General features: G+C 68.9%; 20 protein-coding genes and 1 tRNA gene. 11 read left to right on the top strand and 10 right to left on the bottom strand.

From position 1 onward, the window contains the following. Positions 1-4: 4 nt before the first annotated feature. A complete protein-coding gene (locus JHY01_RS23845; protein WP_205328213.1) occupies positions 5-637 on the bottom strand; it encodes a class I SAM-dependent methyltransferase in 633 nt (210 codons plus the stop codon). Positions 638-809: 172 nt separating this feature from the next. On the opposite strand from JHY01_RS23845, the gene JHY01_RS23840 reads away from it, so the two are divergent. From JHY01_RS23840 to JHY01_RS23830, 3 genes are all read left to right on the top strand, one after another. Then, the gene (locus tag JHY01_RS23840; RefSeq protein WP_205328212.1) at positions 810-995 is read left to right on the top strand and encodes a hypothetical protein; all 186 of its coding nucleotides are present in this window, start codon (positions 810-812) and stop codon (positions 993-995) included. 27 nt (positions 996-1,022) lie between these two features. Further along, the gene (locus JHY01_RS23835) at positions 1,023-1,514 is read left to right on the top strand and encodes a GNAT family N-acetyltransferase (RefSeq protein WP_205328211.1); all 492 of its coding nucleotides are present in this window, start codon (positions 1,023-1,025) and stop codon (positions 1,512-1,514) included. Positions 1,515-1,587: 73 nt separating this feature from the next. Beyond that, positions 1,588-1,917, top strand: a complete 330-nt coding sequence (locus JHY01_RS23830) for a hypothetical protein (protein ID WP_205328210.1) — start codon at positions 1,588-1,590, stop codon at positions 1,915-1,917. 115 nt (positions 1,918-2,032) lie between these two features. On the opposite strand, the gene JHY01_RS23825 is transcribed toward JHY01_RS23830, so the two are convergent. Next, positions 2,033-3,319 carry an adenylosuccinate synthase gene (locus tag JHY01_RS23825; protein WP_205328209.1) on the bottom strand — a complete coding sequence of 429 codons (1,287 nt, stop codon included), beginning with the start codon at positions 3,317-3,319 and terminating at the stop codon, positions 2,033-2,035. Positions 3,320-3,445: 126 nt separating this feature from the next. Between JHY01_RS23825 and JHY01_RS23820 the strand changes: the two genes are divergently transcribed. The 3 genes from JHY01_RS23820 to JHY01_RS23810 all read left to right on the top strand — a co-directional run bounded on the left by JHY01_RS23820 (position 3,446) and on the right by JHY01_RS23810 (position 7,631). Continuing rightward, positions 3,446-4,279, top strand: a complete 834-nt coding sequence (locus tag JHY01_RS23820; RefSeq protein WP_205328208.1) for a hypothetical protein — start codon at positions 3,446-3,448, stop codon at positions 4,277-4,279. 382 nt (positions 4,280-4,661) lie between these two features. After that, a complete protein-coding gene (locus JHY01_RS23815) occupies positions 4,662-6,581 on the top strand; it encodes a beta-galactosidase (protein ID WP_205328207.1) in 1,920 nt (639 codons plus the stop codon). A 288-nt stretch (positions 6,582-6,869) separates the two neighbouring features. After that, a complete protein-coding gene (locus tag JHY01_RS23810; RefSeq protein ID WP_205328206.1) occupies positions 6,870-7,631 on the top strand; it encodes an SGNH/GDSL hydrolase family protein in 762 nt (253 codons plus the stop codon). 150 nt (positions 7,632-7,781) lie between these two features. Here JHY01_RS23810 and JHY01_RS23805 read toward each other — a convergent pair whose 3' ends face one another. Together JHY01_RS23805 and JHY01_RS23800 are read right to left on the bottom strand one after the other, a co-directional pair. Continuing rightward, positions 7,782-8,066 (bottom strand): helix-turn-helix domain-containing protein, encoded by a 285-nt coding sequence (locus tag JHY01_RS23805; protein ID WP_205328205.1) that lies wholly within the window; start codon positions 8,064-8,066, stop codon positions 7,782-7,784. Next, positions 8,066-8,437, bottom strand: coding sequence for a type II toxin-antitoxin system RelE/ParE family toxin (locus tag JHY01_RS23800; RefSeq protein WP_205328204.1), 372 nt, complete (start codon positions 8,435-8,437; stop codon positions 8,066-8,068). The genes JHY01_RS23805 and JHY01_RS23800 overlap by 1 nt, the downstream gene beginning before the upstream one ends. 143 nt (positions 8,438-8,580) lie before the next feature. On the opposite strand from JHY01_RS23800, the gene JHY01_RS27930 reads away from it, so the two are divergent. Further along, positions 8,581-9,756, top strand: coding sequence for a DUF4253 domain-containing protein (locus tag JHY01_RS27930; RefSeq protein ID WP_205328203.1), 1,176 nt, complete (start codon positions 8,581-8,583; stop codon positions 9,754-9,756). After that, positions 9,747-10,244: a hypothetical protein gene (locus tag JHY01_RS23790; protein ID WP_205328202.1), complete on the top strand. Its 498-nt coding sequence runs from the start codon at positions 9,747-9,749 to the stop codon at positions 10,242-10,244. Before JHY01_RS27930 ends, JHY01_RS23790 begins: the two co-directional genes overlap by 10 nt. Before the next feature lie 12 nt (positions 10,245-10,256). Here the strand turns inward: JHY01_RS23790 and JHY01_RS23785 are convergent, their stop codons facing one another. Next, positions 10,257-11,024, bottom strand: a complete 768-nt coding sequence (locus JHY01_RS23785; protein WP_205328201.1) for a TetR/AcrR family transcriptional regulator — start codon at positions 11,022-11,024, stop codon at positions 10,257-10,259. Positions 11,025-11,110: 86 nt separating this feature from the next. Here JHY01_RS23785 and JHY01_RS23780 point away from each other — a divergent pair, with 86 nt between their 5' ends. The 3 genes from JHY01_RS23780 to JHY01_RS23770 all read left to right on the top strand — a co-directional run bounded on the left by JHY01_RS23780 (position 11,111) and on the right by JHY01_RS23770 (position 15,253). Beyond that, positions 11,111-12,067: an ATP-binding cassette domain-containing protein gene (locus tag JHY01_RS23780; protein WP_205328200.1), complete on the top strand. Its 957-nt coding sequence runs from the start codon at positions 11,111-11,113 to the stop codon at positions 12,065-12,067. Then, entirely contained in the window at positions 12,064-12,900 is an 837-nt protein-coding gene (locus tag JHY01_RS23775; protein WP_205328199.1) for an ABC transporter permease, read from the top strand. The genes JHY01_RS23780 and JHY01_RS23775 overlap by 4 nt, the downstream gene beginning before the upstream one ends. 637 nt (positions 12,901-13,537) lie before the next feature. Further along, positions 13,538-15,253 (top strand): ABC transporter substrate-binding protein, encoded by a 1,716-nt coding sequence (locus JHY01_RS23770; protein WP_205328198.1) that lies wholly within the window; start codon positions 13,538-13,540, stop codon positions 15,251-15,253. 90 nt (positions 15,254-15,343) lie between these two features. Here the strand turns inward: JHY01_RS23770 and JHY01_RS23765 are convergent, their stop codons facing one another. From JHY01_RS23765 to JHY01_RS23745, 5 genes are all read right to left on the bottom strand, one after another. Beyond that, positions 15,344-17,227, bottom strand: a complete 1,884-nt coding sequence (locus JHY01_RS23765; RefSeq protein ID WP_205328197.1) for a beta-propeller domain-containing protein — start codon at positions 17,225-17,227, stop codon at positions 15,344-15,346. 101 nt (positions 17,228-17,328) lie between these two features. Then, positions 17,329-18,171, bottom strand: a complete 843-nt coding sequence (locus JHY01_RS23760) for a carbohydrate ABC transporter permease (protein WP_205328196.1) — start codon at positions 18,169-18,171, stop codon at positions 17,329-17,331. Next, positions 18,168-19,148: a carbohydrate ABC transporter permease gene (locus JHY01_RS27040; RefSeq protein ID WP_205328195.1), complete on the bottom strand. Its 981-nt coding sequence runs from the start codon at positions 19,146-19,148 to the stop codon at positions 18,168-18,170. Before JHY01_RS27040 ends, JHY01_RS23760 begins: the two co-directional genes overlap by 4 nt. Positions 19,149-19,150: 2 nt before the next feature. Further along, entirely contained in the window at positions 19,151-20,431 is a 1,281-nt protein-coding gene (locus tag JHY01_RS23750; RefSeq protein ID WP_205328194.1) for an extracellular solute-binding protein, read from the bottom strand. A gap of 232 nt (positions 20,432-20,663) precedes the next feature. Further along, a tRNA-Gly gene (locus tag JHY01_RS23745) sits at positions 20,664-20,737 on the bottom strand. Positions 20,738-21,071: the final 334 nt, after the last annotated feature.

Raw genomic sequence — 21,071 nt, 5'->3', positions numbered from 1 at the left:
CCGCTCATGCCCGCCGAGCGAGCACGAACCCCTGCCCGTGCCGCTCCCCGCGGCGAGCGTCGCGGTCCAACACCGCGATCGGGTGCAGACCCGCGGCCTCCAGCGCCGCCGCGACATACGGACTGTGATGCAGGAACGCGTGCAGCTCGACGTCCACGCCGTACGCACCCGACGTCGACCGCTCCCCCGTGCCGGCCTGATACGCCAGCAGCGCCACCCCTCCAGGCCGCAGCACCCGATGGAACTCGCCGAGAACCCGATGAAGCTCGTGCGGCGGCGTGTGGATGATCGAGTACCACGCCAGCACGCCGCCGAATTCCACATCCGCGAACGGCAGCGCCTCCAGCGCGCCCTCGACGAGCCGCGACTGCGGGTGCGCGACGCGCGCCTCCCGCAGCATCTGCGGCGACACGTCGAGCCCGGTGACCGAAAGCGCACTGCTGAGCGAGTGCAGGTGGGCGATCATCCTGCCCGTGCCGCAGCCCGCGTCCAGCACCTCCGCGCCCTCGCCGAGCTCGTCCACGAACTGCGCGACCATCGCGAGATCGACCGCCGATTCCACCGCCGTGTCCGGAAGCAGCTGCGCGTACCGAGCGGCCACCGCGTCGTAGAAGACCTTCGTCGCTTCGTCTGCCACGGCGACACGGTAGCAACGGCCCCAGTCGATGTCGCAGGCCTTGGCCCGCACAGGAGTGCAAACCAGCAGCAATTGCACAAAGTGACAACGAGAACACGCAGTGTGGTTGCAGCGATGTACGCTGCCTCGAACGGGGCACTCGCCCCCACCTCTCACGAAGGAACGCCCTCCCATGCGCAAGATCCCCATCGCCGCCCTGGCCCTCGCGGCCGCGTTCAGCGCTGCGGGAGCCTTCGGCTGCGCGATCGCCGTCGGCGACGGCGCCGACCTGACCCTCCAGGCGCTGTCCGCCGACAGCGTCACGCTGGAGGACCTGATGGACGCGGCCTGGAACGTGTCCGAAACCCTCTACGCCTGACTTCGCGGAGGCTGGCACACTGCGGAGGTGATCGATGTGCGGGTGCTCACCGGCGACGACTGGCGCTTGTGGAGGGAGCTGCGGCTCGCGGCGCTGGCCGAAGCGCCCGACGCGTTCGGTTCCCGCCTGGCCGACTGGCAGGGCGAGGACGACCGGGAGGAGCGCTGGCGCGCCCGTCTCGCGATGCCCGGCTCGCACAACCTCGTCGCCGAGGTCGACGGACGCCCGGCCGGGATGGCGAGCGGCGTGCCGACCGGCGATCCCCTGGTGCGGGAGCTCATCGCCATGTGGGTGAGTCCCAAGGCGAGAGGCGCCGGTGTCGGCGACGCCCTGGTGCTCGGGGTGGCGCAGTGGGCTCGCGCTTCGGGCGCGGCGGAGCTGCGGCTGGCCGTCTACGAGCGCAACGCGGCGGCGAAGCGCCTCTACGAGCGGCACGGCTTCAAGGACATCGCCGCGTCATCGGACTCGGAGCCGAGCGCCGAGCGGTTCATGGCCAAGCCGCTCGGCGATCGAGTCTGACTGGCGGGCACCGAAAGCAGCCGCGAACCGCTACTTCGCCTCGACGGCGCGGCGGATCGCTTCGCTTTGCACCGTGACCTGGATCGGTTCGCGGTCAGGGTGGTCGTCGAACTCCACGACCACCGTCGGCCGCGTCGTCCTCGGGCCCGCCCCAGGGCCAGCCGCCGGTCACCCCTCGACGTGCGGACGGAACCGCAGGTCCACCGCCGAGCTCGCCGACCTGGTCTTCCCTGCGATCACCGACTCGGTCCGCGTGCTCGAAGCCCACGACCTCGCCGAGGCCGAGCACTTCCGCACCACCATCGGCGTCGTCATCGACGCCGCCGACCGGGCGCACAAGGGCGAGCCCAGCCCCGTCATGGCCGAGATGGTCCGCAAGATCAACGACGCCCTCAACGCCTGACCACGCATCCCCCGGCTGGTCGACCGGCGGCCGGCCCGGTTCGTCCGACCTCACCGGGGTGGGCACGCCGAAGGGCGCCGGACAACGTCCGACGCCCTTCGATTCGCTTGCGGGCCTAGATCATCGGGTGGCGGATGATGTTCTCTTCGCGACCCGGGCCGACGCCGACAACGCTCACCCGGGCGCCGCACAGCTCCTCGAGGCGCTCGATGTAGCTCTGGGCGTTCGCCGGAAGCTCGTCGAACTTGCGGCAGTGGGAGATGTCCTCGAACCAGCCGTCGTGGTACTCGTAGATCGGCTTCGCGTGGTGCACGTCGGTCTGCGTCATCGGCATCTCGTCGACGCGCTTGCCGTCCACTTCGTACGCGACGCAGATCGGGACGCGCTCCAGTTCGGACAGCACGTCGAGCTTGGTCACGAACAGGTCGGTGATCCCGTTGACCCGCACCGCGTACCGGCCCAGCACCGCGTCGAACCAGCCGCAGCGGCGGCGGCGGCCGGTGGTGACGCCGTACTCGCCGCCCTTCTTGAGCAGGAACTCGCCGAACTCGTCGAACAGCTCCGACGGGAACGGGCCCGACCCGACGCGGGTCGTGTACGCCTTGATGATGCCGATCGCGGTCGTGATCTTCTGCGGCGCGATGCCGGTGCCCACGGCCGCACCGCCCGTGGTCGGGTTCGAGGAGGTCACGAACGGGTAGGTGCCGTGGTCCACGTCGAGCATGGTCGCCTGCGCGCCCTCGAGGAGCACGTTCTTGCCCTCGTCGAGCGCCTTGTTCAGGAGCAGGCGGGTGTCGGCGATGTACGGCTTCAGCCGCTCGGCGTAGGTGAGGTACTCCTCGACCACGGCCTGCGGGTCGATCGCCTTGCGGTTGTAGACCTTCACGAGGATCTGGTTCTTCTCGCGGAGGATCTGCTCCAGCTTGATGGAGAGGATCTTCGGGTCCAGGAGGTCCTGCACCCGGATGCCCTGGCGCGCGACCTTGTCGGCGTACGCCGGGCCGATGCCGCGCCCGGTGGTGCCGATGCGGGCACCGCCCAGGTAGCGCTCGACCACGCGGTCGAGGGCCCGGTGGTGGGGCATGATGAGGTGCGCGTCGGCGGAGAGCTTCAGGTTCGAGACGTCGACGCCGCCGGCGGTGAGCTCGTCGAGCTCGGAGATGAGGAACTTCGGGTCGACGACCACGCCGTTCCCGATGACCGGGACGACGCCCGGGGTCAGGATGCCCACCGGCACCAGGTGGATGGCGTACTTGGTGCCGTCAGGGACGACGACCGTGTGCCCGGCGTTGTTGCCGCCCTGGTAGCGCACGACGTAGTCCATCTCGGCGCCGAGCAGGTCGGTGACCTTGCCTTTGCCCTCGTCGCCCCACTGCGTTCCGACGACCGCGATCGCTGGCATCTGCCCATCCTCCCGGGAAGTTGATCACCCGATTACCTGGTAAGCCTACTTGCATTCGTTTACGCGGGGTCTCACCAGGCCTAAGCACTATGAACCGGGTCCCCGTCACACCGTAAGGTGGCGGCTGTGAACGTTGTCGTGTTGACACTCGTGGAAGCGACCTGCGCCAACCCCGGGCCGCGCACACAGGCGCTGCATCTGGTGGACGAGCTGAAGGCGCGGGGCGCGGTGGTGCGCACCGCCGAGGCCTCCAAACCCGAGGAAGTCGACGCGGCGCTGGGTGGTCCGGACGAGCGGATCGTGCTCGCTGCGGACACGGACGAGCAGGTCAATGCCGTTGTGGCGCGGTTGGTGCGCCAAGCGGTCCCCGTCCCGAGCAAGCGGCCCGAGGGTCTGCCGGAGGGGCGCACGATCCCAGATCTGCGCGCGATCGCGATCCTGCCCTTGGGGACGGCGCCGGGGATCGTGGCGCGGCTGGGCCTGCCCGAGAAACCCGCGGAGGTGGCCGCGGCCGTCGCCGAGGGAGTGGTGAAACGCACTGATCTGCTGCGCCACGACGGCGGCGGCGTCGCGGTCGACGGCGTGCGGCTCGGCGGCGGGGACCGGCCTTGGCGCGGGGTCGTGAACATCGACGATGTGGTGCTGGCCGACGGCAGCGAGCAGATCCTGGCCTGCGTGGTCGCGAACGCGGACGGGTACGCGGCGGCCGATGACATGGTGCTGGCCGAGCCGGACCCGGCCGACGGGAAGGTCGACGTCGCGGTGGCCGTGCCGGTCACGGTGGGGCGCTTCCGGAAGCGGCTCCGCATCGAGGTGCGGCGGGCGCGAGGGCGGGCCGTGGCGGTGCACCCGGAGGACACGGTGACGTTCATTCAGGACGGGCTCGTGAGCGAGCTCGGCCGCAAGCGCACGTGGTGGATCGAGCCGGGCGCGGCGGGCTGGTACGCGGCGGGTTCGTAGGGCGGCCTTGCGGGCCGGATGCCGATCAGCTTGGGCGATTCGCGGCGCGCTGCAAAACGGGCATTCACGGCGCCTGCTCTCGGCGACGCTCGCGAGCCGTGCATTGATACCGCGACAACCCTGACACGAGGGTCCGGCAGCGCTCGGCGGGCAGGGGCGAAGTCGCGGCGGTGCTGCTTTCGGCCCGAGTCGCAAAGCACCGCCTCCGGGCCGGTTTCGGCTGCTCACGCCTTCGCGGTCACCTCCTTTCGAGACCTGCGCCACGCTACTCTCACTTTGTAAAACGGGGCGAAAAAGCTGGTCAATGGGGTTGATGCGTGCTTCGGCTTCCCGTAGCCTGGAGTGCGCACCCAATCCTCTCCCCCCGTGAAGGAGCTCCCGCATGGCGATCGTCTATGGCGGCGACTACAACCCCGAGCAGTGGCCCCGCGAGACCTGGGCCGAGGACATGCGCCTCATGCGCGAAGCGGGAGTGAACCGCGTCAGCGTCGGCATCTTCTCGTGGGCCCTCTTCGAACCCGAGGAAGGCCGCTACGAGTTCGCATGGTTCGACGAGGTGCTCGACCTCCTCGCCGCCAACGGCATCGAAGCCTGCCTCGCCACCCCCACCGCCTCCCCGCCGCCGTGGTTCGCCGCGACCTACCCCGAAGCGGTCATGGTCGACGCGGAGGGCCGCCAGCTCACCCACGGCTCCCGCCAGGGCTTCGACCCGTCCTCGGACGTCTACCTCGCCAAGGCCCTCGCGATCGCCGAGAAGATCGCCGAGCGGTACGCGAACCACCCCGCGGTCGCCCTGTGGCATATCCACAACGAGTACGGCTGCCACAACGCCCGCTCCTACACCAAGGCCGCGACCGCGAAGTTCCGCACCTGGCTGCGCGAGCGGTACGGCGACCTCGACGGCCTGAACGCCGCATGGGGCACCGCGTTCTGGTCCCAGGCCTATTCCTCCTGGGACCAGGTCTACGCGCCGCTCCCGACGCCGACGATCTCGAACCCGGGCCAGGTGCTCGACTGGAAGCGCTACTCGTCCTGGCGGCTCAAGCAGAACTACCTCGCCGAGGCCGCCGTCATCGGCAAGTACTCGGACAAGCCGATGACCACGAACTTCATGGCCGGCGGGCACCCCGACATCGACCTGTGGGAGTTCAGCGACGTCGTCGACGTCGTCACCACCGACCACTACCTGGTCGGCGACAACGCCCACGTCAAGCTCGGTTTCGGCGCCGACTTCGCACGCTCGCTCGGCAACGGCAGGCCGTGGATCCTCATGGAGCACTCCACCTCCGCCGTCAACTGGCAGGGCCGCAACCGGGCGAAGGCCCCTCGCGAGATGCTCCGCAACTCCTTCCAGCACTTCGCGCGCGGCGCGGACGGCATCATGTTCTTCCAGTGGCGCGCCTCCAAACAGGGCGCCGAGAAGTGGCACTCGGGGATGGTCCCGCACGCGGGCACCGACTCCAAGATCTGGCGCGAGGTCTGCGAACTGGGCGCGCGCCTCGGCGACCTCGCCGAGGTCGAAGGCTCGACCGTGAGCGCTGAGACCGCGATCCTGTGGGATTTCCCGAACTCCTGGGCGCAGGAGCACGAGGCGAGGCCGACGAACGAGCTGGACGCGCAGGCGATCTTCGACGTCTACTACGCGGCGCTGTGGCGGGCGGGCATCACCGCCGACGTGGCCGAGCCGGAAGGCGACCTCTCGAAGTACAAGTTCGTGGTCGTGCCCGCGATCTACCTGCTCTCGCGCAAGGGCGCGGAGAACCTGCGGCAGTTCGTGAACGGCGGCGGCACGGTGCTCGTGACCCCGTACTCCGGGATCGCCGACGAGACCGACACGGTCTACCTGGGCGGATACCCGGGCGCGATCCGCGACGTGGTGGGCGTGCGCAGCGAGGAGTTCTACCCGCTGATCGGCGGTCGCGTCGAGCTCGAGTCCGGCGGCTACGGCACGATCTGGAGCGAAACCGCCGAGTCGGCCGGTGCCGAAGTCCGCGACACGTACGCGGACGGGACCCCGGCATGGCTGGTCAACCGCTTCGGCGAGGGCACCGCGCACTACCTGACGACCTTCCCGGACGACGCGACGCTCGACCGCATCGTGGCGGCCGCGGCCGAGGACGCGGGCGTCACGCCGGTGGCCGAGGCCCCGGTCGGCGTCGAAGTCGTGCGACGCGCGCACGAGGACGGCCGCAGCTGGCTGTTCTGCATCAACCACACCGGCGCCGATGCGAAGGTCAAGGCCGCCGACGAGGTCATCGAAGTGCCCGCCGGTGAAGTCGTCGTGCACCGCGAGCACGCGTAAGCGGGTTCGGCGCGCACGAGCGCGCCCGGCAGGTCCGGGCGCGACGCGGCGGGAAGTCGTCGGCCAGTCTCGGGGCTGACGACTTCCCGTCTGTGAAATCCCAAGCGGCAGAACGGTATTCGCCCTCGGGCCCGCTCGCGTCCCCTCTCCGATCGAGACTGCTGTGGCCGGGCTCGCCACCTGATCGAAATCCGATCGTTATCTAGGTGAGGCACGCTGGAGAACGCCCGCGCCGTCACCGCGGCTGGGCGATGCTCAGCGGACCGACGCAGACGGAGGTGGGGTGCAATGGCAGCGGAGTACTCGAGTTTCGTGGCCATCGGCGACAGTTTCACCGAAGGGGTCGGCGACCCCGACCCGGGCGGCGGCACCTACCGCGGTTGGGCCGATCTGTTCGCCCTCCGCGCCGCCGAGCAGTGGCCGGGCCTCGCCTACGCCAACCTCGCCGTCCGCGGGCGGCTCTTCGACCGCATCGTCGACGAGCAGGTTGTCCCCGCGATCAAGCAGAGCCCCGACCTCGTCTCGTTCGCCGCCGGCGGGAACGACGCCCTCCGCCCCGGCTTCAACCCCGTGCAGCTCTCCACCCGCGCCCACGAGGTGGTCCGCCTCCTCAAAGCCTCCGGCGCGGAAGTCGTGCTCTTCACGTGCGCCGACATCACCCCGCACATCCCCGGCATCGCGGTGCTGCGCAAGCGCTTCGTCGCCACCAACGACGCCTACAAGCGCGTCGCCAAGCGCCATGACGCGATCCTCGTCGACCTCTGGGCCGACAAGGCCTTCGAGGACCCGCGCCTGTGGTCCGAGGACCGCCTCCACCTCAACACGTACGGGCACCAGCGTGTCGCCTACGACGTGTGCGAGGCGCTCGGCGTCGACCCCGACCCCGCCTGGACCGAGCCGCTGCCGAGCCTGCAGCGGGTGCGCCGCGAGATGAACGGCGTCCAGTGGGCGGGCAAGCACCTCGCCCCCTGGGTCAAGCGCCGACTCACCGGCAAATCGAGCGGCGACACCGTCGACCCGAAACGCCCCGAACTGACCAAGGTGAAATGATGCGCTCCCCGACCCGAACCGAGGAACCCTGATGGGCCTGCTCTTCAAACTCCTGGCCGTCATGGTCATCATCATGACCTGCGCCTTCTTCTTCGGAATCCTGTTCCGCAAGGGCCGCGGCAAGTAGCGTCCCCGAGCACGGACGCCGAGTCAGGCGGCCGCGTGCGGCTGGAAATCGATGACGAGATCGACTTCGAGCGCCGCCGCCAACCGCTCGAGCAGCGGAATCGTCGGTGTGACGCCCCCTCCCTCGAGTCGCGACAGCTGCGGCTGGGTCATGCCCGCTCTGGCGGCCAGCTCGACCTGGCTCAGGCCGAGCTCGCGCCGCCGGTCGTAGACCATCTTTCCGAGCAGGAAGCCGCGCCGCGCCGCCTCGTATTCCTCGGAGTGCGAGCCGCTGCGGCGCCAAACCGTGTGTTCTCCGGACGTGCGCATCACATCTCCTCCTTGTCTCGATCGTAAACGGCGGTCGCGTGCGGATGCCGCGACTCGCACTCGGCCTGCATCCTTCGCGCTCGATCGACCTCGAATCGCTCGCGGGCCCGTGTCTTCGGAAAGACTGTCAGCAGCACCACTCGGCGATTCGGAGCGAGCCAGTAGGTGATCCGGACCCGACGGTGCGGCAGATGGAACCGCAGCTCGCGGAGCTTGCCTCCGAGGTGACGGGAATACGGCTCCCCCAGGGCATCCGCTTGATCGGCGAGCAGGTCGCCGTAGAACTCGACCCGGTCGTACTCTCTTCGTGGCAGGCCGTCCAGCCAGGCGCGGACCTCCGGTTCGAGCTCGATCGAGCATCCTTCCCCCATGCATTCGACGGTATATGCACTAGAAAGCATAACTTGGAAACGAAACGCCGGGGCGGGGTTTCATCTGTCGGCGCGACAGGGCATCATGGAGAACTGTGGGACTCCTCCAGCGTCTGTTGGGGCGCCGGGACACACCTGATTCAGTGCCAGATCCCGCCGCCCAACCTGAACCTGCCTCCGAGCCCGAGGCCGCGTCCGAACCGGTCGTGTCCTCCGGCGCCCTTGACGATGCCGCCCCCGAGAGCAGCCCGGCCCCCTCGCCGGACCCTGCGGAGGAGGACGGCATCGCCACCCAGGCGCCGGTTACCGGCCTGCGGCTCGTACCCGAGCTCGAGCCCGAATACGAGCCGGACCCCGAGCCCGCGGGCCCGATCCTGGCGGCCGTGCCGGACCTCGAACCGGAGCGCGACCTCGAGCCGGGGGCAGAACTCGCACCGGACGAGGCGCCCGCAGGCGCGCCAGCGACCGAACCGGAACCAGAGGCGGCGATCTTCGTGCCCGAGCGGCCCCGCCGCGAACTGCTCACATTGGACAAGCCCGTCCCGCCGCGCCCGCCGACCACCGGCCGCGACGAGATGATGCCGCGCATCGAGGACGACGAGTCCCTCGACATCGCGGGGTCCCCCCGCTCGGAACTGCGCGCCGCCGGGCTCGCCGTGCCGAAGATGCACCAGCTCGTGCGCCGCGGCGACACCGCCATGTGGGCCTTCGCCGTCCGATCATCCGAGGCCCTGCGCTGGTGGCTCGACATCCGCCAGTCCGCCGAGCAGACCGGCTGGATGCCCGTCCTCCTCGGGGCGCCCGAGGAGTGGCGCGACAACGGCGAGGCGATCATCCACGAAGGCGACGACGAGCTCACCCGCGCCGACGAGATCGACGCCTCCGAGCTCCTGCACCACAAGGCCGCCGAGGCCGGCGAGCCCGCCCGCGGCGTCCCGATCCTGTCGCGCCGCGGCGACACCGACTTCGCCACGCCCCACGAGCAGCACGGTCTCCTCGGCCTCGTCAAGACCGACGCGGGCTGGAAGATCCCGGCCATGTTCCCGTGGAAGGGCTCCACGAACTGGGAGCTGTACGGCGCCGAGCACGCCGCGGTCCTGCGGGGCTGGCATCGCCGCTTCGAGGCCGAGCTCGTCGCCATGACCTACGACGTGATCGAGCTCTACGTCCCGCATCCGCCGAATGCCGAAGAGGCCCTTGCGGTCGCGAACGAGGTCTACGCCTACTGCCCGGACCTCCTCGACTCCGGCGTGCCGACCCTCGAGGACCTCGCCGAGCATATGATCAGATCGAAGGCCTGGTACTTCAGGTGGACGTAGTCCGGCCCGAACGCGTTCGGGCGCTGTGGGAGATCATCTGGTACAACTCGGACTGGCCGCTGAAGGTCGGTGAGCGGGACGTCTTCCCGTTTCTCAGAGGGGACGCCGGGCGTAAGCCGGGTTACGACCTCTGTTTCGGTCATGACCTGATGTGCGACAACGACTACCGTTGGGCGACGGTCGAGGCGGTCGAGCACCCCAAGTTCGGGGCGATCGACGAGGTCGACACGGGCGAGTTCGGCGAGTACACCTTCCGATTTCGCGACGGGCGGTGGGTGGCCATCGACACCGAGCAGTCGCACGGGGTCGTGCTCGCCTCCAGCCCGGACTTCACGATCGACAAGAGCGATCCCGACTGGGACACCTACATGGGGAGCTGGGACCGCCACTCCGGTTGGGATCTCGACGTGACGCTCACCGACTTGGTCGTGTCGAACCACGCTGAGATGCGGGCCCACCTCGACGCATTGCGAGCCCAGGGCCGGTAGCGCCGACGGTCGTCAGGCCGGCTTCCGACGGCCGGCCTCCATGCGCGGGGCCAGGCCGTCGAGGAAGCGGTCGACGGCGTAGCGCATCGCGTCGTGCCCGGTGAGGTCCCACGAGTCCTCGTCGCTGAACTGTGCAAGGTGGACATATCGGCCTGAGGCGACCGCGCGGTCCAGATACGGTCCCTGCACTTCCCACCATTCCTGCTCGCTGAGCTGGGGCGCGTCCTCGGGGTTGTCGCGGATCAGGTACTGCCGGGCGGTGCCCGTCACGATGTTCATCAGCGCCGTGACGGCGAGATTGACCTCGCGATCGGGCAGCTCGTACTCCTCGAAGACCCCCAGCACGAAGTCGTAGGCCTGAAGTGAGTCCGGGCCGAGCACGGGGCGGCGCTGGTTCACCTCGAGCAGCCAGGGGTGCTCGGTGTAGATCTCCCACGTGGCTTCGGCCACCAGCTCCAGGGCCTCGCGCCAGTCGGCCTCGATGAGGCCGGACGCGTCCTCGTCCACGCGCGAGAGCCGGTCGACCATGAGGTCGATGAGCTCCTTCTTGCCCGGGACGTACCGGTAGATCGTCATGGCGCCCACGCCGAGCTCGTTCGCGACGCTGCGCATCCCGAAACAGCTGCCTTCGCGGTCGGCCACCGCGATCGCGGCCTCCACGATCCGGTCGACGGTGAGCTTCGGCTTCGGTCCCGGCTTGCTGTGCTGCGGCCCGTACTCGCGCCAGAGCAGCTCGAGGCTTCGTGTGGGGTCGCCCGCCCCAGTCTGTGGTGTCGCCATAGAGGCCTCATCGTATCGCGCTTGCTAACCGGGTACACCGTATGCTATTACTGGGTACACCGTACCCGATTGAAGGGCGACAGTCCATGGGAACCACCACCGTCGAGGCGAACAACCTCGGCAAACGATTCAAGGACACCGCCGCGCTCGACGGCTTCGACCTCACCGCCGAGGCCGGAACCGTCCTGGGGCTGCTCGGCCCCAACGGCGCGGGCAAGACCACCACCGTCCGCATCCTCACCACGCTGCTGCGCTTCGACACCGGCAGCGCCGCCGTCGCCGGATTCGACGTGGCCCGCGACGCACGCCAAGTCCGCCGCCGCATCGGGCTCACCGGCCAGCAGACCGCCGTCGACGAGCTCCTCACCGCCCGCCAGAACCTCATCCTCTTCGGCAAGCTGTTCCGCCTCGACAAGACCCGCGCCGGCGAACGCGCCGACCAGCTCCTCGCCCAGTTCGGCCTCGCCGACGCCGCCCACCGCCAGGCCAAGGGCTTCTCCGGCGGCATGAAGCGCCGCCTCGACCTCGCCGCCAGCATGATCCTCGCCCCGCAGGTCCTGTTCCTCGACGAGCCGACCACCGGCCTCGACCCCGCCGGGCGCCGCGAGGTCTGGGACGCCGTCGAAGGCCTCGCCGCCGACGGCACCACCGTCGTCCTCACCACCCACTACCTCGACGAGGCCGACCGCCTCTGCGACCGCATCGCCGTGATCGACCACGGCCGCAACCTCGTCGACGACACCCCCGCCGGACTCAAGCGCCGCATGGGCCACGACCGGCTCGAGATCGTCGCCGCCGACCCGTCCGACCTCCCCGTCCTGCAAGGGATCATCGCCGCCGTCGCCGACGGCGACACGGCCATCGACGAAGGCGCCTCCAGCGTCTCCGCACCCGTGAAGGAATCGGTGGCCGCACTCACCGCCGCCGCGACCTCGCTGCGGGACAAGCAGCTCACCGTCGCCGACATCGGCCTGCGCCGCCCCACCCTCGACGAGGCCTTCCTCGAACTCATCGGCACCCCCGCCAAGGAGGACCAGCAGTGACCACCCTCGCCCCGCTGCCCGACGAGACCCTCGCCGGGCGCCTCAAATGGACGCTCCACGACTACCGCGCCATCGTCGGCCAGGAGTTCACGCACCTGTGGCGGCAGCCCGTCAACTTCGCCTGGCAACTCGGCTTCCCGATCGTCATGGTGCTGCTGTTCGTCTACGTCTTCGGCTCGGCCATGGACGTCACCGGCCAGGGCGCCGGCGTCGACTACGTCGCCTACGCCATGCCCGGCATGTTCGCCATGACCATGGCCTTCGGCTTCACCAACACCGCCTGGGCGGTCGCCGAGGCCAAGCAGAAGGGCTTCATCGACCGAGTGCGCTCGATGCCCATGGCCTCCTCCGCGGTCGTGGTCGGCCGCAACATCGCCGACACCATCCACGCCGCCGTCGACCTCCTCGTGCTCTTCCTCATCGCCCTGGTCATCGGCTGGCGCTCGGACGGCACGTTCTGGGAGACCCTGGGCGCCTTCGCGATCCTGCTGTGGCTGCGGTTCGCGCTCATCTGGGTCGGCGTCTGGCTCGGCCTCCTGGTCAAGAGCGTCGAGCAGGCCGGGAACCTCTTCGCCATCGCGTTCCCGTTCGGCATGGTCTCCTCGGTGTTCACCCCGCCCGAGCTCATGCCCGACTGGCTGGGCGCGATCGCCGCGTGGAACCCCGTGTCCGCCACCGCGACCGCGATCCGCGAGCTCTTCGGCAACCCGAGCGCCGTCGGCGACTCCTGGCCCGAGCAGCACGCCCTGACGGCCGCGATCGTATGGCCGGTCATCATCACCGTGATCTTCCTGCCGCTCGCCGTCCGCAAGTTCCAGAACCTCGGCAGATAGACCCGCTGGGAAACCGGAGGCGGGGGGGCCCCCCCGGGGGGCCCCCCCCCGCCTCGCCTCGTCCGCTCCCCCGCGCGATGCGCCCACCCTCGACAGTGCCCGGCCCGCGCTCCCACCCGAACGGGCGGTGCGGGCCCCTTTCGTTGGGATTCCACTCGATTCCCGTACTCGGGCACATGCCGGCAATGCAGATGAAACGACCCTGAACGAGGCATCTCGCCTGTCTCAATTTGATATCGAAGTTTACGATTACAGGGGAGCGATTCCACCGCTGTGCGCGTTTTCTGGCTTTTGCATGGGCGCCATAGGCGGGCATTCCGGATTTCGGCGTTCTGCATCGACCGCCGACCTGCGATAGCTTGAGATCAAGCGCAAGGCCGCGCTCCCGCCGCGGCGACCCCGCACGCTTTCGCGTCCTCGCGCACCGGCACCCGGAGCGTTCTCGCTGGGAAGGCTCCTCACGATCCGTGGTCGAAACCCGACAGTCGCGGACCGGCCTAGAAATGACCGCGCCTCCTTGGCGTCGCTGATCGGACGCGAATGCCGTCCCTCCCGGCCTTCGACTCCCCGCTCCAGTCGCCGATCTGTCTGAGCACAGACGAGGTGCGTCATCCCTCGAAGAAAGCAGCACACTGAAATGACAAAGAGGCGACATCTCCCTGCGCTCTTCGCCACGGCAGCCCTGGCCACCGCCGCCGGCTGCACCGACGACGAGAGCCCGGAGGAAAGCGACGGGAACGGGGAGTTCCCCCGCGGCAAGACCCTGTACTCGACCGGCACCGCCTGGGGTCCGCCCGGCGACTTCAACCCGATCTCGGCCGGCGGGGTCACCGGCCTGAACGGCCTCGGCTACGAGTACCTCTTCGTGTTCGACACCGTGGAGCAGCGGCTGAGCCCCTGGCTGGCCGAGTCCGGCGGATGGACCGCCGAACTCGAGTTCGAGCTGCGGCTGCGCAGCGGCGTCAAGTGGAGCGACGGCAGGCCGTTCACGGCCGACGACGTCGCGTTCACCTTCGAGCTCGGCAAGATCGAAGGCGTGCCGTACGGAGGCGTCTGGGACTGGCTCGACGCGGCGGAGGTCATCGACGAGCACACCGTCAAGTTCCGCTTCAGCGAAGCGCGCCAACAGGAGTGGGACAACTTCCTGTACACCAACGAGATCGTGCCGAAGCACGTCTTCGAGGCGTACACCGCGGACGAGCTGCTGAACGGCCCGCTCGACGCGAAACCGGTGGTCACCGGCCCCTACGAGGTGCACAGCTTCGACGAGACCCGCATCGCCTGGGTCAAGCGGGACGACTGGTGGGCCACCGAGGCGCTCGGTCTCGACGTGCAACCTCAGTACATTGTGGACCTCGTGACGCTCGGCAACGCCGACATCCTCAACATGCTCATCGAGGGCCGCCTCGACCTGGCCAACAACTTCATGCCCGGCATCGCCGACTTCCTCACGGGCGACCCGGAACTCACCACCTACTTCGACAAGCCGCCGTTCATGGCCCCGGTGAACACGGCCATGCTCATCCCGAACACCACCCGCAAACCCCTCGACGATCCGGCGTTCCGTCAGGCCATGGCCTATGCGATCAGCCCCGGCGAGATCGTCGACGCCGTCTACGGCGGCATGGTGAGCGAGGCGCACCCGACCGGACTCCTCCCGATCTGGGAGCGCTACTACGACCCGGCCGCGGTCGACGAGCACGGTTTCGTCTTCGAGCCCTCCAGCGCCGTCGAGATGCTGGCCGCCGCCGGATACCAGGACGAGGACGGCGACGGCTTCGTCGAGACCCTCGAAGGCGACGAGTTCGAGCTCCAGCTCGTCGTCCCCGCGGGCTGGACCGACTGGGAGGCCGCCGCGGACTCGATCGCCAGCGACCTCAGCGACGTCGGCATCAAGGTCACGCCCGTGTTCATCGACGCCGCCGAGGTCGACGCCGCCCGCGGCTCGGGCGACTTCGACCTGCTGGTCAACAACCAGAGCTGGCTCACGAACTCCCCCTGGAGCCACTTCCAGTACCTGTTCGAGCTGCCGGTGCGCGACACCCAGCGCCGCGCGAACTTCTCCCGCTGGGAGGACGAGACCGCCTGGGAGCTCACCCAGCACCTCGCGACCCTCGCCACCGACGACCCGCAGTACCCCGAGGTCATCGCCGAGCTCCAGCGCATCGCGATGCGCGACCTCCCGGCCATCCCGATCTGGTACAACGGCGCCTGGTCCCAGGCCTGCAACGCGGTCTGGACCGGCTGGCCGAACGGCAACGGCGGCGAGCCGGGCATCTACCCCAGTTTCTGGAACGAGATCTGGGGCCTCGGCGGGGTCCGCATGCTCACCGAGATCCGAAGGGCCGAGTAGCGATCCGGCCGCGAGGAGAGGGCCCGCGCCGCTACCCGAATGAGCGGCGCGGGCCCTGTTCTCTCCTCCCGGCTCCGGAGGACGGTCGGGTTACCAGGCGATCCAGGCGGTGGGTTCGTAGGAGCCGCCGAAGTGGTTGGACTGGAGGCCGGCGTTCGACAGGGTCCAGAGCTGATCGCCGATCACGATGCTGCGCATGATCTGCGTGCTGTAGGGGTCGGCGTCGGCTTCGCCGTGCTCGATCCACGCGGCCTCGGTCAGCGCGGTGTCGCCGATGCCGAGCACCACTGCGCCGAATTCGCCGTCGTAGCTGCCCCAGTTCGCCACCGGCAGCACCGCCACCGAGGCGTCCGCCCAGTACAGGAACGCGTGCGGGTCCCACTGCACCAGGGATTCGGCATCGGCGCGGAAGTACTGGTCGAGGACGGCGGCCTCGTCGGCGCTCGTGTCGAACAGGCTCGCCTGCATGCCCAGCGTCCGGCCTTGCTCGTCGGCCTCCTGGCCGACCCCGAGGAGCCGGTCCGGGCCGACCGGGTGCAGGTACCCGGAGTAGCCGGTGATCTTGAGTTCGCCCGTGACGACCGGGTTCGCCGGGTCGGAGAGGTCGATCGTGTACAGCGGGTCGGTCTGGCGGAAGGTCACCACGTAGCCGGTGTCGCCGATGAAGCGGACGGCGTAGATCCGTTCGTCCACACCGAGATCGGTCACCGAGCCGGTCGCTTCGAGGGCGTCCTCGCCGACCGCGAAGACGGTCACCGTCGACTTCGACGGCTCGTTCTCCAGGGCGGGTTCGCTCTCCCAGGCGCAGGCGTTCCAGGGCCCGCAGCCCCCGCCCGTCGCCTCTTCGGTGGTGGCCACCCGCAGGTGCCCGTCGTACTCGCTCAGCGAGTACTGGTTCAGGAGGCTGCCGGGCACGGCCGCCTCGCCCACCAGGCGAGCCTTGCCGTCCTCGAACACGAACCGGTAGATCTCGCTCTCGGCCTTCGCCTCGTCCTCGTCCCACGCGTAGTCGTAGTGCGCGAGGTAGAGGCTGTCGGTGGTGCCGTGCACCGTGCTGCCGTCGACCATCACGGTCTGCGGCGCCGCCTCGGTCCAGTCGCCGTCGGCGGGCAGGGCGAGCACGCTCACCGAGGAGCCGGTGAACCGCTCGGGGTGCGCGATCTCCCCGCAAGCGACGTCGTGCGCTTCGCCGTTGACGTGGTAGGACGGCAGCCAGTCGTCGAGTTCGGTGTCGCGCACGGCTTCCGCGATGTCCGCGTCAGAGGCTTCACCGCTCCACAGCGTCTCCCACACGGGCTGGATCCGCGGTTCGGAGCCGATCGCGAGGCGCACTTCGCCGTCCACCAGGCGGGCGTCCACCATGGAGCCTTCCATGGTGAAGGTGTCGAGCACGTCCAGCGAGGCGGGATCGAGGCGTTCGAGGCGGAACTCGCTCACCCACTCGTCGCCGTGCTCGATGCTCAAGCCGTACATCAGGAGCAGTTCGTCGTCGCCGAGGAAGAGCTTGTGGTCCCAGGCCTCGTCCTCGATCGCGCGTTCCGCCACGACCTTGCCCGAGCGGGTGTCGACCACGCGTACGGCGTCGTAGTCGACGACGCTGTAGATGAACGTGCCGTCGGTCTTCACGATGTCCGGTTCGTCAACGCCCGCAACGGCGTTGTTGGTTCCGGAGAAGGCGTCGTCGCCGGCGGCCTGCGTCGAGCCGTCGGTGGCGGCCGCCACCTCGTCCTCGACGGCGAAGGCCTCGTCGCCGTCGCGGTACAGCTCGGCGAACTGGTAGTTCTCGAATGCGGTGATCGCCGCGTCCTGGATGCCTTCGAGCGCGTCCTCGCAGGTGCCGAACGAGGCGAGCTGCGCGGATACGGGAACCCACTGGATCGGTACGACCTGGGGTTCAGGAGATTGAGAGGTGCACGCACTCGCGGCGGCGACTGTCGCCGCCGATGCGCATGCGAGGAGGAGTCTGGTCTTCATGTCTCTTCGGACGCCGCGTCTCGGAGAATGGTTCCCGCCGAACAATCCGACGGGCCCGCGGGCGTCCCATAACCCGTGGGCCCGTCTCGATTCGGACGACGTCACCCTTTCGTGCCGCCCGAAGTCAGACCGCTGATGAGCTGGCGTTCGGCGAACGCGTAGAAGATCAGCGCCGGGAGCATCGCGAGCATGACGAACGCCAGCACCTTCGCCGTCTCGGTCGCGTACTCGCCCTGGAACTGGGTCACGCCGAGCGGCAGCGTCTGCCAGGTCGGCTTGCTGAGCACGACGAGCGGCAGCAGGTACGAGTTCCACGACCCCACCAGCGCGAGCACCGACACCGTGGCGATCACCGGCCGGGACATCGGCAGGAGGATCTGGAGGAAGAACCGCCAGGGCCCGGCGCCGTCGATGGTCGCGGCCTCCTCGACCTCGCCGGGGATCTGGCGGAAGAAACTGCGCAGGATGATGATCGTGAGCGGCAGGCCGAACGCGGCCTGCGGCAGGATCACACCGAGCGGGCTGTTGAGCATCTCGAAGGTGCGCAGGATGATGAACAGCGGCAGCACCGCGACCGTGAACGGGAACATCATGCCCGCCGCGAACAGCGTGAACAGCCCTTCGCGGCCCCGGAACTGGAAGCGCGCGAACACGTACGCGACGGCGGCGGCCGCGGCCACCACGATGAAGGTGGTCACGAGCGCGATGAAGACCGAGTTGAACAGCTGCCGCCAGAACGTGCCGTCGGCGAGGACGTCCAGGTAGTTGCCCACGTGCCAGGGGTTCGGCAGTCCGAGGGCGTTCTCGCGCAGCTGCTGGTTGTCCTTGAACCCGCCCAGGAGGGCGAACAGGATCGGCGTCGCGACGAACACGGTGCCGAGGAACGCCGCGATGTAGAAACCGGTGTTGCGCAGCAGCTTCGCGCGCGCGGTGTTGACGCTCATGAGCGGCCTCCGTCGGAAGAGGTGAGGGCGCCCTGGAGGTCGCGGCCGAGGACGTACCGCTGGTAGATCAGGGCGAACACGAGGCTGAGGAGGAACATGGCGATCGACAGGGCCGAGGCGTAGCCGATCTGGTTGCGCACGAAGCCCTGCTCGTACATGGTGATCGCGAGGGTCTCGGACGCGTGGAACGGCCCGCCCTTGGTGAGCACGTACACGAGGTCGAAGAGCTGCACGGTGCCGATCACGGAGAGGAACACGGTGATGCGGAGCGTGGGGCCCATGAGCGGCAGTGTGATGTGCCGGAACAGCTGCTTGCCGGTGGCGCCGTCGACCTTGGCGGCCTCGTACAGCTCCTCGGGGATGCTCTGGCGTCCGGCCAGGTACAGGATCATGTGGAAGCCGAAGAACTTCCAGGTGAGGATCCCGAAGATCACGAAGATGACGAGGTTCCTGTCGGAGAGCCAGCCGATGCCGTCGATGCCGAAACCGGACAGGACGGCGTCGGCGAAGCCGCGCCGAGGCGAGAAGATCAGTCTGAAGAGGACGGCGGTGACGGCCTCGGTCAGGATGTACGGCACGAAGAACAGGAGCCGGAACGCGGTGCGGCCGGGGAAGTTCTGGTGCAGCAGCATCGCCAGCCCGAAGGCCATCGGCAGCTGGACCGCGATGGACAGGATCGTGATGAGCAGGATCCGCCACAGGTCGGCGAGGAACACCTTGTCTTGCAGCATGGTCTGGAAGTTCTCCAGGCCCACGAAGTCGGTCGGGAAGCCGCCGAGCCCGTTCCAGCGGAAGAACGCGGTGTAGGCGGCGAACAGGACCGGGACGAGCACGAAGAGGATGAACAGGATCAGGGCAGGGGAGATGAACGCGGCCATCGTCCCCGCCCCCGGCCGCCGGCCGCGCGGGTCGCGGGGGCGGACCCCGCGGTCGGCACGGCCGGCGGCGCCGGGGAGCTGATCCCTCTGGCGGGTCACCGTCACTGCTCGGCCGCCCAGGCGTCGTTGACCATGGCGACGAAGTCCTCCGGCGTCAGTTCGCCGAGAACGAGGCCCTGCGAGGCGTCGTTGATCGTGGAGCCGATCGACGGCGGGTACGCCTGGTCGAGGTACAGCTGGGTGTCGGTGGCGGTGGCCAGGGCGTCGATGATGGCCTGCTGCTCGTGGTTCGGCTCGGGCAGCACCGCCGACGGGTTGGCGGCCACAGTGGACATGTTGCCGTCCTTGACGACGCGTGCCTGGTTCTCCTCCTCGAGGAGGTGGCACATGAAGTCCTCGATCTCGTCGGGCGCGTCGGCACCGGCCGCGAAACCGCCGCCGCCGCCGAGGAACTCGGTGGCCGTGCCCGGCCCGCCTTCGACGGCGGGGAAGGGGAAGAAGGCGAGGCTCTCGCCGAGGCCCTCGGTGCCGGAGGCGTCGCGCTGGACCTGCGGTCCCCACTGGCCCATGAGCTCCATGGCCGCGAGACCTTCGCCCATGACGGCGGCTTCACCGTCGGCTTCGCCGTACGTGGCGGATTCGAAGCCCTGCTGGAAGGGCTCCATGGCGGCCAGGTCGGCGAGGAGCTGGCCGGCCTGGACGAACCCGGGTCCCGAGAAGTCGCCCGATTCGGCCGCGGCCGCGAGGCCGTCGAGGCCGACGAGGCGCATCGCCAGGTAGGTCCAGTAGTAGTGGATGGGCCACTTGTCGCCGCCGCCGAGCGCGATCGGGGTGATGCCGGCGTCCTTGAGGGTCTGGACGTCTTCGGTGAACTCGGCCCAGGTGGTCGGGGTGTCGGTGATGCCGGCCTCGGCGAAGAGGTCCTTGTTGTACCAGAATCCGACGACGCCCTGGTCGAACGGGATCGCGTAGAGCTTGCCGTCGATCGTGTAGGACTCCAGGGCGACCGGGTTGACCTTGTCCAGGCAGGGGAGCCCGGAGATGTCGCGCACGAGCCCGGCCTCGACCTGCTCGGCGAGCACGCCGCCGCCCCAGGTGTTGTAGAGGTCGGGGAGGTCCCCGGCCTGGGTCTGGGTGGAGAGGCGGGTCTTGAAGTCCTCGACGGCGATGGCCGAGACTTCGACGGTCTGGCCCGATTCCTCGGCCCATTCGTCGGCCAGGGCCTGCCAGGTGGACTTCATCGGGTCTTCGTTCTGGATGTGCCAGAAGGTGACGTCGGCGTCGCTCTCGCCGCTGTCGCCGCACGCGGCGGCGCCCAGCGCGAGCACGGCCGCCGTTCCGGCGGCCACCAGCGCTCGGGGCCGGAGTAGGGGATTTCGCATCGTTGCTCGTCCTCTCGAGGGATGAAGGGTGCTCCGAAACTTTCGGTGCAAGTATCGGAAATTATCGATGCGGTCATACTACCCGTGAGCATTCCGAATGTGAAGAGGGTCTCTGTTACCGCTCTCGCCTTTCGTGGCCCTCGGCATAGACGCAGGTCAATGGGCTAGGCGTGGAAAAGGGCGGGAAACGCGAAACGGCCGCCCCGGTGGACCGGGGCGGCCGTGAAACCTCTGGAGCGGGTGACGAGAATCGAACTCGCCTCTCAACCTTGGGAAGGTCGCATTCTACCAATGAACTACACCCGCGAACTCTGGTGAACAGAGCCGATCGAAGTATACAAGGCCGCGGCGGCGGGGCAAGGAGACCCCGCCGAGCGGTTGTCGGCCACAGGGTCGCGAGCGCGGTGCGGACTCCATCGCGTAGGGGTCCGACGCCGCCATATGTGCCCGGACTGCCATGGAACGCCACTGTGGACGGCAGGTCGAAGGGCCGGGCGGCCGCGTGAACCGCGGCTTGGGTTCTAGGAGTCGTTGCAACACCTTGATCTACAAGGGATTGCGATGGACTTCCAGATCCGTCAGAACCGGACCAAAGCTCAGGGCCCGAGGAAGCTGACCGCGGAGCGGCATGCTTTCCTGC

It is taken from the genome of Glycomyces sp. YM15 (genome assembly GCF_016918015.1).
In the GTDB taxonomy this organism is placed as follows: domain Bacteria; phylum Actinomycetota; class Actinomycetes; order Mycobacteriales; family Micromonosporaceae; genus Glycomyces.
This window is presented reverse-complemented; position numbering and strand designations above follow the sequence as displayed.